Origin of the sequence: Streptomyces sp. CC208A (genome assembly GCF_030010625.1) — a bacterium.
Taxonomy (GTDB): domain Bacteria; phylum Actinomycetota; class Actinomycetes; order Streptomycetales; family Streptomycetaceae; genus Streptomyces.
Map to the genome: position 1 here is coordinate 212449 of NZ_JASCXN010000004.1, position 12510 is coordinate 224958.

Annotated in this window: 13 protein-coding genes and 1 tRNA gene; 6 read left to right on the forward strand and 8 right to left on the reverse strand. The window is 73.5% G+C overall.

Features of this window, described 5'->3' with window-relative positions; all coding sequences use genetic code 11:
• Positions 1-37 precede the first annotated feature (37 nt).
• Complete coding sequence (locus tag QK442_RS07125; RefSeq protein ID WP_282692979.1) at positions 38-673, reverse strand: ScbR family autoregulator-binding transcription factor; 636 nt, start codon at positions 671-673, stop codon at positions 38-40.
• Positions 674-799: 126 nt separating this feature from the next.
• Here QK442_RS07125 and QK442_RS07130 point away from each other — a divergent pair, with 126 nt between their 5' ends.
• Both QK442_RS07130 and QK442_RS07135 read left to right on the forward strand, forming a co-directional pair.
• The gene (locus QK442_RS07130; RefSeq protein ID WP_282692980.1) at positions 800-1789 is read left to right on the forward strand and encodes a ScbA/BarX family gamma-butyrolactone biosynthesis protein; all 990 of its coding nucleotides are present in this window, start codon (positions 800-802) and stop codon (positions 1787-1789) included.
• Entirely contained in the window at positions 1786-2790 is a 1005-nt protein-coding gene (locus tag QK442_RS07135; protein ID WP_282692981.1) for an FAD-dependent oxidoreductase, read from the forward strand. The genes QK442_RS07130 and QK442_RS07135 overlap by 4 nt, the downstream gene beginning before the upstream one ends.
• Here the strand turns inward: QK442_RS07135 and QK442_RS07140 are convergent.
• From QK442_RS07140 to QK442_RS07170, 7 genes are all read right to left on the reverse strand, one after another.
• On the reverse strand, positions 2787-3893 hold the full coding sequence (locus QK442_RS07140; RefSeq protein WP_282692982.1) for an alcohol dehydrogenase catalytic domain-containing protein: 1107 nt from the start codon (positions 3891-3893) through the stop codon (positions 2787-2789). The two genes, QK442_RS07135 and QK442_RS07140, sit on opposite strands and share 4 nt — an antisense overlap.
• A gap of 7 nt (positions 3894-3900) precedes the next feature.
• Positions 3901-4794 carry a TIM barrel protein gene (locus QK442_RS07145; RefSeq protein ID WP_282692983.1) on the reverse strand — a complete coding sequence of 298 codons (894 nt, stop codon included), beginning with the start codon at positions 4792-4794 and terminating at the stop codon, positions 3901-3903.
• A complete protein-coding gene (locus QK442_RS07150) occupies positions 4791-5579 on the reverse strand; it encodes an SDR family NAD(P)-dependent oxidoreductase (protein WP_282692984.1) in 789 nt (262 codons plus the stop codon). Before QK442_RS07150 ends, QK442_RS07145 begins: the two co-directional genes overlap by 4 nt.
• Positions 5580-5592: 13 nt before the next feature.
• Positions 5593-6735, reverse strand: coding sequence for an alcohol dehydrogenase catalytic domain-containing protein (locus QK442_RS07155; protein WP_282692985.1), 1143 nt, complete (start codon positions 6733-6735; stop codon positions 5593-5595).
• Complete coding sequence (locus QK442_RS07160; RefSeq protein ID WP_282692986.1) at positions 6732-7826, reverse strand: ROK family protein; 1095 nt, start codon at positions 7824-7826, stop codon at positions 6732-6734. Before QK442_RS07160 ends, QK442_RS07155 begins: the two co-directional genes overlap by 4 nt.
• Entirely contained in the window at positions 7823-9142 is a 1320-nt protein-coding gene (locus tag QK442_RS07165; RefSeq protein ID WP_282692987.1) for a sedoheptulose 7-phosphate cyclase, read from the reverse strand. Before QK442_RS07165 ends, QK442_RS07160 begins: the two co-directional genes overlap by 4 nt.
• Before the next feature lie 191 nt (positions 9143-9333).
• Entirely contained in the window at positions 9334-9804 is a 471-nt protein-coding gene (locus QK442_RS07170) for a MarR family transcriptional regulator (protein ID WP_282692988.1), read from the reverse strand.
• 182 nt (positions 9805-9986) lie between these two features.
• Between QK442_RS07170 and QK442_RS07175 the strand changes: the two genes are divergently transcribed.
• The 4 genes from QK442_RS07175 to QK442_RS07190 all read left to right on the forward strand — a co-directional run bounded on the left by QK442_RS07175 (position 9987) and on the right by QK442_RS07190 (position 12366).
• Complete coding sequence (locus QK442_RS07175; protein WP_282692989.1) at positions 9987-11213, forward strand: MFS transporter; 1227 nt, start codon at positions 9987-9989, stop codon at positions 11211-11213.
• A gap of 191 nt (positions 11214-11404) precedes the next feature.
• Positions 11405-11480, forward strand: a tRNA-Arg gene (locus QK442_RS07180).
• A gap of 176 nt (positions 11481-11656) precedes the next feature.
• A complete protein-coding gene (locus QK442_RS07185; RefSeq protein WP_282692990.1) occupies positions 11657-11923 on the forward strand; it encodes a hypothetical protein in 267 nt (88 codons plus the stop codon).
• On the forward strand, positions 11920-12366 hold the full coding sequence (locus QK442_RS07190; protein ID WP_282692991.1) for a hypothetical protein: 447 nt from the start codon (positions 11920-11922) through the stop codon (positions 12364-12366). The genes QK442_RS07185 and QK442_RS07190 overlap by 4 nt, the downstream gene beginning before the upstream one ends.
• Positions 12367-12510: the final 144 nt, after the last annotated feature.

The following is a 12510-nucleotide window of genomic DNA, read 5'->3' on the forward strand; positions in this document are numbered from 1 at the left end:
CCTCCGGCCACCCCCACAGTCTGACCCACGCCCCCTGTCACACGGGCTGCTCGGCGTCCGGGACGGTGATGTGGGCGAGGACGTGGGCGGGGGCCAGGGCGGGCAGGAGGCAGTGCCACATGGCGGAGATGCGGGCCGGCAGGTCGGCCCGGCCGGTGGAGAGCTGCGACATGATCTGGGTGCCCGTGTAGGCGGCCACCAGGAGGGAGGCGAACGTCGCCTCGTCCACCCCGGGGAGGAGCTGGTCCCGGGCGCGGGCGGCGACGAGTTCCCGGCGGAAGCGTTCGGCCCACCACTCGTAGATCGCGTACTCGTGGAGGTCGACCTCGTTCTGCTCGACGGCCAGGCGGACGCCGGCGCGCAGGAGGGTGTTCCGCTGCATCTCCGCCGCCAGGTAGGCGGTCATGTCGATCAGGTGCTGGAGGCCGGGCTCCCCCTCGGGGAACTCCAGGTCCCGCGCCTGCTCGTGGATCACCGCGTGGGCCAGGCCCTCCTTCGACTTGAAGTGGAAGTAGACGGCGCCGGCCGTCAGTCCGGCGCGGTCGATGATCCGGGTGATGCTCGCCCTCGTGTAGCCGACCTCGTCGAACACCTCGGCGGCGGCTCTGAGCAGCACCTCCCGGGTGCGTACCGCGCGCTGCTGCATGGGTCGCCCGGCCTGTTCCACCTGCACCTTGTCCCCCTCGACAAAGAAAAATGATTACCGCTATGTTATTGGTGTCGCGCGTCAACTATCCAGTGCCGCACGGCCCATGAGTCCGATCAAAGCAGCCCATGCGTCCGATCAAAGGGGAGTGACGTGCCGTCGCTTGACCACGACCTCGACGAGACGGCCTTACCGTTCGCGCCGGTTCCTCAGGCCCTCACCCACAAGCTGAACGCCGCGGAGGTCCTGCTCACCGACTGGCGCCGGACCGCCCCCGACACCTTCGCCGTCCGCGCCCGCTGGCCCCGGGCGCACGGCTTCTACCTGAACCGCCACGGCCGGCACGACCCCTTGCTGCTGGCCGAGTCCGTGCGGCAGGCGCTGCCCCTGCTGTCGCACGCCGCGTACGCCGTACCGATGGGGCACCAACTGCTCTGGCAGGACTTCCGCTGGGAGCTCGACCCGGTGGCGCTGTACGCCGAAGGCCGCGCCGTCGACGTCGAGTTGAGCGTCGTCTGCGATGACGTGCGGTACCGCCGGGGGCGGGCCGCCGCCATGGTCCTCCGGGCCGAGGCGTACCGGGAGGGCACCTGGCTGGGCCGGGCCCGTACGCAGTTCACCATCCAGGACCGGGCCATATACGAGCGGCTGCGCGGCGCCTACGCCGACACCGCCCGCGCGGTCGCCCGCGCCCGCCCCGCCCCGCCGCCCGTCCCGCCCCAGCTGACGGGGCGTTACTGGGGCGAGGACGTCGTGCTGTCGGCGGTGGAGGCGGTGGAGGCGGTGCCGGTGGAGGCGCTGCCGGTGGGGGCGGTGCACCCGGCAGGGGACGGTGTGGACCGGTGGGGGCTCCGGGTGGACACCTCCCACCCCGTCCTCTTCGACCACCCGGTCGACCACGTCCCCGGCATGCTCCTCATGGAGGCCGCGCGCCAGGCCGCCCAGGCGGCCGCCCACCCGCGCGCGACCGTCGTCGTGGGCATGGAGACATCCTTCGTCCGCTACGTGGAACTCGACGCCCCCTGCCGGATCGAGACCCGACCGCTCCCCGACGGCACCGCCGGCCGCCGGCGCGTCCTGGTCACCGCCCTGCAGCACGGCGAGGAGGTCTTCAGCGACGTCGTCACCCTGGCCGACGCATGACGCGGCGCGTCCTGGTCGTCGGCGGCGGCATCAGCGGCCTCGCCACGGCGGTCGCCCTCGGGACGAGAGGCCATGAGGTCCTCGTCCTGGAGCAGCGGCCGGTCTTCGCCGGGAGCGCGGCCGGCACCCGGCTGACGCCCCACGACTTCCGGCTCCTCGACCTGCTCGGCGTCGGGCACGCCGTACGGGAGCGGTCGCTGGCGCTCGACGAGCTCCGGGTCCTGGACGGCTCGACCGGCGCCCTGGTCGCCTCCCTGCCCGGCCACGCCACGGCCCACCGCCTCGACCTGTACGAACCGCTGCTCGACGCGTGCCACGCGCTGGACGCCGTACGGCTCCGTCCCGGCAGCCGCGTGACCGGCCGCACCCGGCACGGCGCGACGGTCACGGTGGCCCTCGCGGACGGCCGCGCCGTCACGGGGGACGCGCTCGTCCTCACCGGCGGCGCCCGCCGGCACGACGAGGGTGTCGAGGGCGGGGAAGGCGGGGACGCGGACACCGTCTACCGGACCGTCGTCCCGATGGAGGCGGTCGCCGAGCGGTGGCAGGAGAGCGCGGCCACGTGCTGGGTCGGCGAGGACTGGCGGGTCTCGCACTACCCCCTGCCGGACCACCGGTACCTGGGCCTCTCCGCCACCCGGCACCGTGGCGGCGGCCGCGCCGGCACGGCGGCCGGCCGCGTACGCCCCGAGGACGTCCTCGCCGCGTTCCCGGACGCCGGGCGCGGCGCCCGCGACGTACTGGCGCTGGGCGAGCACTGGCGGGCCTGGTCCGTACCCGGCCGGCGTACGGCTCCGGTACCGGTCTCGGCCTCGGCACGCGGCCGGGTGGCCCTGGTCGGCGCCACGGCCCACGGGGTGCGCCGCCTCGGGCGGTCGTGCGTGCACGAGGCGCTGGACGGCGCCGTCGCGCTCGGCGCCGCGTGGGACGCGTCGACGCGCCTCGGCGATCGGACGCCGCCCGACCGCCGTTTCCTGCCGACGGGGTACGGAGCGCTCTAGTCGGTGGCGGTCTCGACCAGCACCTTCCCGGGATGGTCCACCGCGCCCGAGGCGGTCGCCATGACCAGGGCCGGGAGGTCGGCCATGCCGATCCGCCGGGAGGCAAGACGGTCGAGGGGGAACGCGTCCGGGTGCTCCGCCCGCAGCCGGAAGCCCTCCTCGTAGTCCTCCCTGAAGCAGCCGTACGCCCCCGCCACGCCGAGGCGCTTCCCTCCGTACTCCACGAAGTCGAGGCGTTCCTGGCGGCGGACGGCGTCGACGTCCAGAGAGCGGCCGCCGTTGCCGTTGCCGTTGCCGTTGCCGTTGCCGGGGAAGCGGTCCCCCGCGCGCGTCCCGCCGTAGACGAGGAGGACCGCCCCGTCGGCAGCCGTTCCCGCCGCGAGGGCGAGGAGGTCCGGGGTCACGACGGTGGGCGCGACGATCACGGCGTCGAAGGCGTCGCCGTACGCCGTGGCCTCGGTCAGCGGGTGCACCTCCGCATCGGCGAGGAGGCCCCGCTCGCGGGCGAACGCGCGGCGCGCCGCCCCGCGGTTGAACACCGAGACCCGCCCGCCCAGGTGCCGGGCGTACATGGCGAACATGAGGCCCGCGCAGCCGGCTCCGACGATCCCCACCCGCTTGCCCTCGAACGAGGGCGGACCGGCGAGTGCGAGCAGCTTGCGGACGGCGTGCACGACGCAGGCGAAGGGTTCCGGCATCCAGACACCGTCCCGCAGGGCCGGCTCCGGCACCCGTACGACCGCCTGGTCGAGCTGCTCCTTCGTCCCGCGCACGAGGACGTACTCGGCGAAGCCGGTGGTGCGGTCCGGGGTGATGTTCGGGTTGAACGTGACCTGCTCGCCCTCCCGGAAGCCGGTCGCGCTCCCCGCGAAGACGACCGGGCCGACGAGCTCGTGGCCGAAGAGCGGTCCGCGGTCCTCCGGGACGTCGCGCGAGCCGAGGACCTCCTTGATGTCGGCCCGGCAGACGCCCATGTGGGCGGGTTTGATGACGACGGTGCCGTCGGTCAGCTCCTGGTGGGGAAAGGCGTGCGTGGCGAGGCCGACCACGCCGTCCCTGAGCGTCGTCGTCTCGTACGTGGCCGGGATCGGGGTCAGTGGCATGGGTGGGTCAGCTCCTGTCGGCGTAGGGGGTGTGGGGGGCGCAGGGGGCGTGGGCGCGGGTGCGTGCGATGTCCCGGGCGAGGCGGCGGACGTCGCCGTCGCGGTAGTCGTTCTCCAGGACCAGGGCCTCGGGGGCGGCGTGCCCCCTGGCCGCGCGGAGGGCGGCGAGGGCCTCCCACACCCTCCCGTCGCCGTCCCCGAGGCACTCCCGGCCCACGACGCCGCCCGTGCCGTCCTTGAGGTGGATCTGCGGCGCGATCCACGCGTGGGTCGCCTCGATCAGCGCCAGTACGTCGACCCCGGCCGCCCGTGGGTTGTACGTGTCCAGGAGCAGGCGGAAGGAGGGCGCCGCCACGTCCTCCACCAGGGCCAGGGCCTGCCGCGGCCCCAGCGCGTTCTCGTTGGCCAGGAGCAGCCCGCGGGCCTCCGCCTCGCGGGCCGCCCAGGCGAGGAAGGCCGCGGTACGCCGCAGGTCGCGCGCGTCGCGGACGGCGCTGCGGCGGAAGCTCGGGACGAACGCCAGCGGCGCCCCGAGCGCCAGGGCGGTGTCGAGCACCCGGACGACGACCCGCCGGGCGCGCAGCGCGTCGCGGCTGCCCGGCGGGGCGGTGAGCCCGATGTCGTTGAGGGTGTTGCCGGACACCGCGAGCGGACGCAGCCCGTGCCCGGCGCAGGCGTCCCGTACCCGCTCCGGCGTCCCGCCCTCGTCGAGCCGGGGCCCACGACCGGGACCACCGAGGTCGAACTGGAGCCCGTCGACCCCCGCCCCGTGCGCCAGCTCGACGGCGTCGAGGGCATCACCCGGCAACCGCCAGTCGGCCAGGCCTACGAGGGAGGACGGACTCGCGGGGGCCGGCGGGTCGGCCGGCTCCGCCGGGCCGGCGGGTTCCCCCGGGTTCACGACCCCGCCCGGGACGAGAGCGTGCGGCTCTGGGAGGCCGGCGTCCGCTCGTGGACCGGGTGCCACTCCCCCGTGTCCTCGACCACGAGGTGGGCGCCGTGCAGGCCGGCGCCCGCCGTCGCCGCCAGTTCCCGGGCGAGGGGGGCGAAGCTCGCCGGCGCCATGTAGCCGCTGTAGTCGAAGCCGTCCGGGCGCCTGCGCCGTATGCCCGGGGTGTCGACCATGCCGGCCGGGAGGGCCTGGACGACGCGTACCGTCTCCCTGCCGGACGTCTCGGCCGTCTCCTCCTGCGCGAGGGAGTCGAGCAGGGCCGCGCCGGCCGCCTTGGTCGCGGCGTAACCGGACCGTCCGGGGCCCGCGTTGTAGACGACCTCGGACGAGACGCCGAGGAAGACGCCGGGGGCGTCGCCCCGGCGGAGCGCGCCGACCGCCTGACGGAGGGTCGACCACAGGCCGTGCAGGTTGACGTCGACCTGGCGGCGCCACTCCGCCTCTGTGACCTCGTCGAAGAGGGCGCGCCGGTCCCCGTAGTGGACCGCCGAGTAGCAGACGGCGTGCAGCGGGTCGGCGGTGGCGGCGGCCAGGCTCTCGGCGATCCGGCCGGGGTCCGTGAGGTCGGTCGCCAGCCACCGGAGGCGGTCGGCGCCGGCCCCCGCAGGGGCGGAGCGGCTGAGCACGAGGACGTCGAGACCGGCGTCGGCCCAGGCGTCCGCGACGCCGCGGCCGATGCCCGTCGATCCGCCGACCACCAGGGCGCGGCGCCGGTTGCGTACAGGGGGTGTCACTGGCTCTCCTCGGTCACTGGCTCTCCTTGGGTGGGACCGGTACGGGGGCGAACCGCACCGCGAGCTTGACCAGCCGGTCTCCGTCGACCGTGCGACTGCCGCCGGCCGACAGGCGGTTCAGGATCGGGACGGCTTCCCGGGGCCCGACGACGTGCGTCACGAGGTCGCGGTACGCCGCCGGGTCCCGGCACAACTCGGCCGCGGCCTCGGCGAGATGGCCGTTGGCCACACCCCGGTGACCCGTCAGCCGTACGCGACGGCCCTCGGCGGTGGTCACCCGGGCGAACGCGCCCGGCACCGGCCGGCCCGCGCAGTTCGCGGCCCGGACGGCGGCCAGGTCGACTCCGGGCAGCAGCGCGGTCGCCGCGCCCGGCGGGAGGCCGCCGAACAGGTCCACGGTCAGGTCGTCGCCGCCCAGGCGCAGCGCCGACTCCAGCGCGGCCAGGGTGCCGTCCCGGGGGGTGGCGAGCAGGGCGGCCACCGGTCCTTCCCCGAGCGCGGGCGGGGGGCCGGGCCGCAGCGGCTCCACGCCGGGGACCGGGTGCCGGATGCTCCACCGCAGTCCCTCGTCGGTGTGGTGGACGAGGAGGACGCGGACGCCGTCGCCGAGCAGGCGGCGGGCGGCGCGTACGGCGAGATGGCCGATGGTGCCGTCGCCGTACACCACCAGGGTGCGGGGGCGCGCCGTCGCCAGCAGGCCGAGGGCGTACCGTACGGCGGCCAGCGGCTCGATCAGCGTGCCGGGCACGGGGTCGGGGAGCCGGTCCAGGGGGACGACGAGGCCGCCCCGTACCGCCGTCGCGGGGATGCGGGTGCGTTCCTGGAGCAGGCCGTCGACGTTGTGCCCGAGCAGGAAGGACGGGTCGGTCCGGTGCGTCGGGTTGATCACGACGGGGGTGCCCGGCCGGGCCAGGGCCTCCGGTACGCCGGGCCCTGCGGCGACGACGCGGGCGATGCCCTCGTGGCCGATGACCGGCGCCGGGTCGTCGCGCAGCCCGCGCAGCATCTGGAGGTCCGTCCCGCACACGCCCGCCACCTGCGTGGCCACCAGCAGTTCGCCCGGTGCGGGCGGCGGGGTGGGGCGCGGGCGCAGGGCGAGTCGGCCCGCTTCCCGTACGAGCGCCCGGTGGGTGGGGATGTCCGCCGGGGCCGTCATGCCGGCACTCCGGCACACGCCGCGATCCCCGCCCCCGCGAGGCTGTCGGCCTCCCCGGGACGACTGACGGTGATGCGCCGCTCCCACCAGCCGGGGGTGCGTTCGCCGGTCAGGTACAGCCCCTGACGCGTGAGGTGGCCGAGGAGGGCCGCCCGGTAGTGGTGGCCGAGCCCGTGGACGACACCGCCGGTCAGGACCGCCTCGTCGATCTCGGGGTCGAGGCAGAACGCGGTGCGCAGGACGTCGGCGACGGGGGCGGTGACGGCGTCGAGAAGCTCGACGGCGAGATCGCCCCGGCTCTCCCGCTCGTCCTGCCGGCCCCGGCCCTCCCGCTCGCCCCGGCCCTCCGACTCGTCCCGCTCGTCCAGCGCCCGGCGCAGCGCGGTCTCGAAGTCCAGGCCGTCCGCCGTCAGTTTCCCGAGCCGGGACGCCGACCAGCGGGCCGGTTCCCGGCGCCGCAGGACGTCGGCCATCCGGGCGATGCCGGGGCCGGAGGAGTACGCGGCCAGGTGGCGCGGCCTCCCGCAGTCGCAGTCCAGTCCGACCGGGCGGCCGGCCAGCTCGGCGTGGGCCGGCAGGTGGCCGATCTCGCCCTGCAGCCCGTGGTCGTCCACCGGGATCAGGCCGCGGCGCCGGTCGATCACCCGGCAGGCGATGCCCGAACTGATCGTGGCAAGGAGCACTTTGCGGTGGCCGGCGCGGCCGGGGTCGGCGGCGGCGTGCAGCAGGGCGGCGGTCACGTCGTTGACGATGTGCCACTGGACGTCGGGCCGCCGGGCCGTCAGCGCGGCCCGGAGGTCGTACGGCTCGTCGTGCCCGCCCCACAGGGGCGCCGACGCGTAGACGGTGCCCGAGCGGTGGTCGAGCGCGGCTCCGAAGGAGATGCCGACCACCGGGTCCGGTGTCTCGGGCACGGCGTCGCACAGTTCCCGGACCATCATGGCCCGCAGTTCGCGGACGTCGGCTCCGGGGAAGCGGCGGAAGCTGGGCGAGGGGCGGGAGGTGCGGGCACGCAGCTCCCCCTCCCGTAACCACCAGGCCTGGCGGATGGACGTGCCGCCCACGTCGAAGACGGTGACGGCCGCGCTCATATCGCGGCGCCGGCGAGGGCGGTGCCGGGGGCACCGGCACCGGCGGGCACGGCCTCCGCGTCGGCGTCCTCCGCACCGGCGGCCTCCGCACCGGCCGCTTCCGCACCGGCCGCTTCCGCGTCGGCGGCGGCCTTCCAGGAGGCGACGAACTCCAGCGCCCGGCCGAGCTCTTCCGGCGCGAGGTCGTTGGCGAAGACGACGGAGCCGATGCCCCGCGTGAGCGGGACGCGCTGGAGCCCGTCGCGGTGCTTGACCGCGTCCGCGAGCGCCTCTTCGAGCAGCTCCCGCGTGAAGACCGGGTGCGCGATGGGCAGGCCGAAGCCCCGGATCAGCCGCAGCGCCCGGTCGGTGTCGTGCTCGGAGAGGTGGCCGCGCAGGTGCGCGAGGGCCAGGCAGATGGCCATGTCGACGGCGACGGCCTCGCCGTGCAACAGCGGCGGGTCGGCCCGCAGTTCCAGGGACGGGCTGAAGGTGTGGCCGTAGTCGACGGACCGTTCGAGGACCTGCTCCCACAGGTTGGGCTCCAGCTCGTCCAGCATGCCGGAGATCGCCCGGGACAGCACCTCGCTGACCGCCGAGCCGCAGCCGGCCAGGGTGTCGGGGGTGATGGTGCCGACCGTCGCCTCCAGGAGCTCGAAGAGGGCGGCGTCCTTGACCAGCGCCATCTTGATGATCTCGGCCATGCCGTTGGCGACGTGGCGCTCGTCGATGGTGCGCAGGAAGTGCGGGTCGATCAGGGCGAGTTCGGGCGCGAAGTAGGAGCCGAGGCGGTTCTTGTGGTGGCCGTAGTTGATCCCGGTCTTGACCCCGATCCCGGCGTCGATCTGGCCGACGAGCGTGGTGGGGACGCGGACGTACGGGACGCCCCGGCGGTACATGCTCGCCGCGAAGCCGACGACGTCGAGCACGACGCCTCCGCCGATGGCGATCACCTTCTCGGCGCGGCGCAGGATGCCCATGCGCGACATGGCCTCGGTGACGCGCACGGCCTGCTCCAGGTACTTGGCGTCCTCGTCGCCCTGGACGATCTGCCAGGTCGCCTCGATCGCCCAGTGGTCGAAGTACGCGGCGAACCGCTCCCGGTAGAGGCGGTCGACCGCGGCGTCGATCACCACGAGGGCCCGGAAGGGGCGCCCGTGGCCGCCGCCGCAGGCGCGGGCGAGGGTGGGGTTCTCCGGGTCCAGCAGGCCGCGCACCATGCTGACGGCGTAGGCGACGGGCTGTTTCGCCCGCACGTTCCAGTGCAGGCCGGGCGGCTTGGGGAGATCGGCGATCGCGGACAGGCCGGCGGGGCGGGAGGTGGCGGTACCGGACATGGCGGGGCCTCCAAGGGTGCCATCGAACTCGGGTTCGTCACTCGCATGCATAGAGCAGTGACTGTGGGCACTATACATACATTCAAATGCATGCAACTAGCCACAGGAATACGCCTGCGTCACAGCCTGCGAGAACGACCCGGGAGAACAGCCCGGGAGAACGGGCCCGCGAACGGGGGAAGCGGCGCGGCTCACTCCACGGGAAGCACCGGCACGTACCGCAGCCGGGCGACGAGCGAGGCCGTGGCGTCGTTCAGCGCGGCCGCGTCGAGGACCTCGGCCAGCGCTCCCCGCAGGGTCTGGCGTGCCGCGCCGGCGAGCCGCCGGCCCTCCTCGGTGATCTCCACGTCCACACCGCGCCCGTCGCCCACGGCGCTGCGGCGCTCCACCCACCCGGCATCCTCGAGCCGGGCGACCGCGCGGCTGACGGACGGCTGGTTGCTCCCCACCGCCTTGACGAGGTCCGAGATCCGCAGCGTGCCGTCCCGCCGCTCCGCCAGCGAGAGCAGGAGCATCAGTTCGCTCACGGAGACCCCGTGGCCACGGGTCAGCCGCTTGCCGGCGGTCGAGTTGACCTGCTCCATCAGGCGCGAGAGCTGCCGCCACAGGGCGATCTCGTCCACCCCGCCCGCCGCCCGCTGCGCCGGTCCCCAAGTCTCCATTGACGCGGCCCTTCGCTGTGTCCTTCGAACGATCCGTTCACCCGCCTGTCACGCCGCCCAGCGTAACTCCTTGTGACGGTGGGCCACACCCGTCCGTTCGTCCGCGATTTACATGCAATCGAATGCATCTTTAAGATGAGCTCCAGTCGTGAAGGCCCAGCCCCTACGAAAGGCCCGTCGCCATGCCCCTGCCCCTCCTGGCCCTGATGCTCGGGGTCTTCTGCGTGGGCACCGCCGAGATCGTCATCGCCGGGATCCTCCCCGAGATGTCCACCGATCTGGGCGTGTCCATCCCGACCGCCGGCCTGCTGGTCACCGGCTACGCCCTGGGCGTGACCATCGGCGGGCCGATCATCACCCTGATGACCGCCAAGCGGGCCCGCAAGGCCCTGCTGCTCGGCCTGATGGGCATCTTCATCGCGGGCAACGTCATCGCGGCGCTGGCCCCCAACTACGGCGTGCTGATGGGCGCCCGCGTCTTCACCTCGCTCAGCCACGGCACCTTCGCCGCCGTGGCCTGGCACGTCGCGGCACTCATGTCCCCGCCGGACAAGCAGGCGACCGCCATGGCCAAGATCGCACTGGGCTTCAACTTCGCCAACGTGCTCGGCTCCCCCATCGGCACCTTCATCGGCCAGCAGTTCGGCTGGCGGGCCACCTTCGTCTTCATCACGGTCTTCGCCGTGGTGTGCTTCCTGCTCATCCAGCGGTTCGTGCCCAGCGGCCTCTCCACCGAGGAGGAAGGGACCGAGGGGAACACGTCGGTACGCGAACAGCTCAAGGTCTTCCGCAAGGGCAGCCTCCAGCTCTCCATGCTGATCACCGTCCTCGCCCAGGGCGCCGTCTTCACGACCTCCACCTACCTGGCCCCCCTGCTGCGCGACGTCAGCCACTTCGCGGCCCCCATGGTGGGCGTCCTGCTCGTGGTCTTCGGCGTCGGCTCGGTCGTCGGCAACATCCTGGGCGGCAGGGCGGCGGACAGGAACGTCATGCGCGGCGTGCTCTGGGCCCAGACCGCCCTGCTCGGCGCGCTGCTCCTCTTCTGGACGGTCAGCCCCAGTCAGATCCCCGCGATCGGCGCCCTCCTCCTGTTCGGCGCCGCCGGCTTCTCCATCATCCCCGCCCTCCAGGCACGGATCCTCTCCGTGGCCGCCGCCGCACCGGCCCTCGCCCTCTCGGCCAACGTCTCCGCCTTCAACCTGGGCAACGGCCTGGGCGCCTGGCTAGGCGGCACCACCATCGACCTGGGCCTCGGCGTCCGCAGCGTGACCCTGACCGCCGCCCTCGCCACCTCCGTGGCCCTGGCCCTGTCCCTCGCCATGTGGGCCCACAGCCGCCGAACGTCACCCCCGCTCCCCTCCCCCGACCCGAGCGGCACCACCACCCCCACACCCCAGAAGACCCCCTGACCCACCCCGGGCACGCCCACGACAACAGAACAGAACGCCCGCGATCACCGACGAGAGGCGACACCACAGCCCACCGCCCGCATCCGATCCGCTAACCTGTCAGGGACCGCCCCCCGTGGCGGTCCCTCTCCTTGCCACGGCACGGGTGTCTGCTCCCACAGAGCACGCAGCCACGTCGCACGCAGGGCCCCGCCTCCGTAGCTCAGGGGATAGAGCACCGCTCTCCTAAAGCGGGTGTCGCAGGTTCGAATCCTGCCGGGGGCACCATGCAGTACCGCTCTGACCTGGGGTTTTACCCCCAAGGAGAGGTTCCATTCGGCCTCGGACTCCTCGTCCGGGGCCGCTTGCGTGAGCGGCCGGAGAGTTGATCTCCCGAATACGTCCCAAAGAATCTGCACCATCCGGCAGGGGCTCCGAGCTGACGGGCATGACATACTTGAAGTATGTCAACTCGGAAGATCACCATCACCATGCCGGAAGAGCTGGTGGAATCGATCAAGGAGCGCGTCGACGCACGCGGGGTGTCCGGCTACATCGCGGCCGCCGCCGCTCATCAGGACGCCATGGACCGACTGCGCGAGCTGGCCGGGCGCCTTGAGGAAGAGCACGGGGCCGTGACGGACGACGAGCAGCAGGCAGCGCTGGACCGCATCGCCTCCATTGACGGTTGGCATGACGAGCAGCGATCGCCTTCGGACGAGGCCGCGTGAGCCGCACCGCCCGGGCGAAACTGCACCGGCCGCGACAGCGCGTCTTCGTGTTCGACTCCGAAGCTCTCTCCAAAGCCGTTCAGGGCGATCGGGAAATGACTGCGCTGATCAAGACGGCGCCGCGGCTCGACATCCCGATCGTCACCTCAGCGCTCACGACCTTGGAGGCATGGGACCCTCGCGAAACGTCGAGGCAGGCGCTGTGGAACTGGACGCTGTCCCGGATCCGCGTCGTGCACACGGACGACCAGGTGATCGCCGTGGCGCGCGACATGCTGAAGACGGCCGGCCTGCATGGGCACAAGTACGCCATCGACGCAATTCTGGCGGCTGTGGCCGGGCGGGAAGCCGCGCAGGGAGCTGATGCGACCGTCTTCACCTCCGACACCGACGACATGAATCAACTGCTCGCAGGGCACTCCGTGCGAGTCGAGAAGGTCTGACGACACGCCGCCAGCACCTCACTCCACGACTCGTCGGCTCCCCCGACTGCCCTCCGGCCGTACACCGACGGGCACCCTCCGTTACGGGAGGTCAAGCCGACCGCCGGGACACAGCCCACGCGCTCTCCACACGTCGCGGGGGTA

What these genes read in the sequence shown, in the direction of transcription:
- QK442_RS07135 (WP_282692981.1), top strand. Translation starts at nt 1,786, where the DNA reads ATGACGCGGCGCGTCCTGGTCGTCGGCGGCGGCATCAGCGGCCTCGCC.
- QK442_RS07140 (WP_282692982.1), bottom strand. Translation starts at nt 3,893, where the DNA reads ATGCCACTGACCCCGATCCCGGCCACGTACGAGACGACGACGCTCAGG.
- QK442_RS07155 (WP_282692985.1), bottom strand. Translation starts at nt 6,735, where the DNA reads ATGACGGCCCCGGCGGACATCCCCACCCACCGGGCGCTCGTACGGGAA.
- QK442_RS07160 (WP_282692986.1), bottom strand. Translation starts at nt 7,826, where the DNA reads ATGAGCGCGGCCGTCACCGTCTTCGACGTGGGCGGCACGTCCATCCGC.
- QK442_RS07165 (WP_282692987.1), bottom strand. Translation starts at nt 9,142, where the DNA reads ATGTCCGGTACCGCCACCTCCCGCCCCGCCGGCCTGTCCGCGATCGCC.
- QK442_RS07170 (WP_282692988.1), bottom strand. Translation starts at nt 9,804, where the DNA reads ATGGAGACTTGGGGACCGGCGCAGCGGGCGGCGGGCGGGGTGGACGAG.
- QK442_RS07175 (WP_282692989.1), top strand. Translation starts at nt 9,987, where the DNA reads ATGCCCCTGCCCCTCCTGGCCCTGATGCTCGGGGTCTTCTGCGTGGGC.
- QK442_RS07185 (WP_282692990.1), top strand. Translation starts at nt 11,657, where the DNA reads ATGTCAACTCGGAAGATCACCATCACCATGCCGGAAGAGCTGGTGGAA.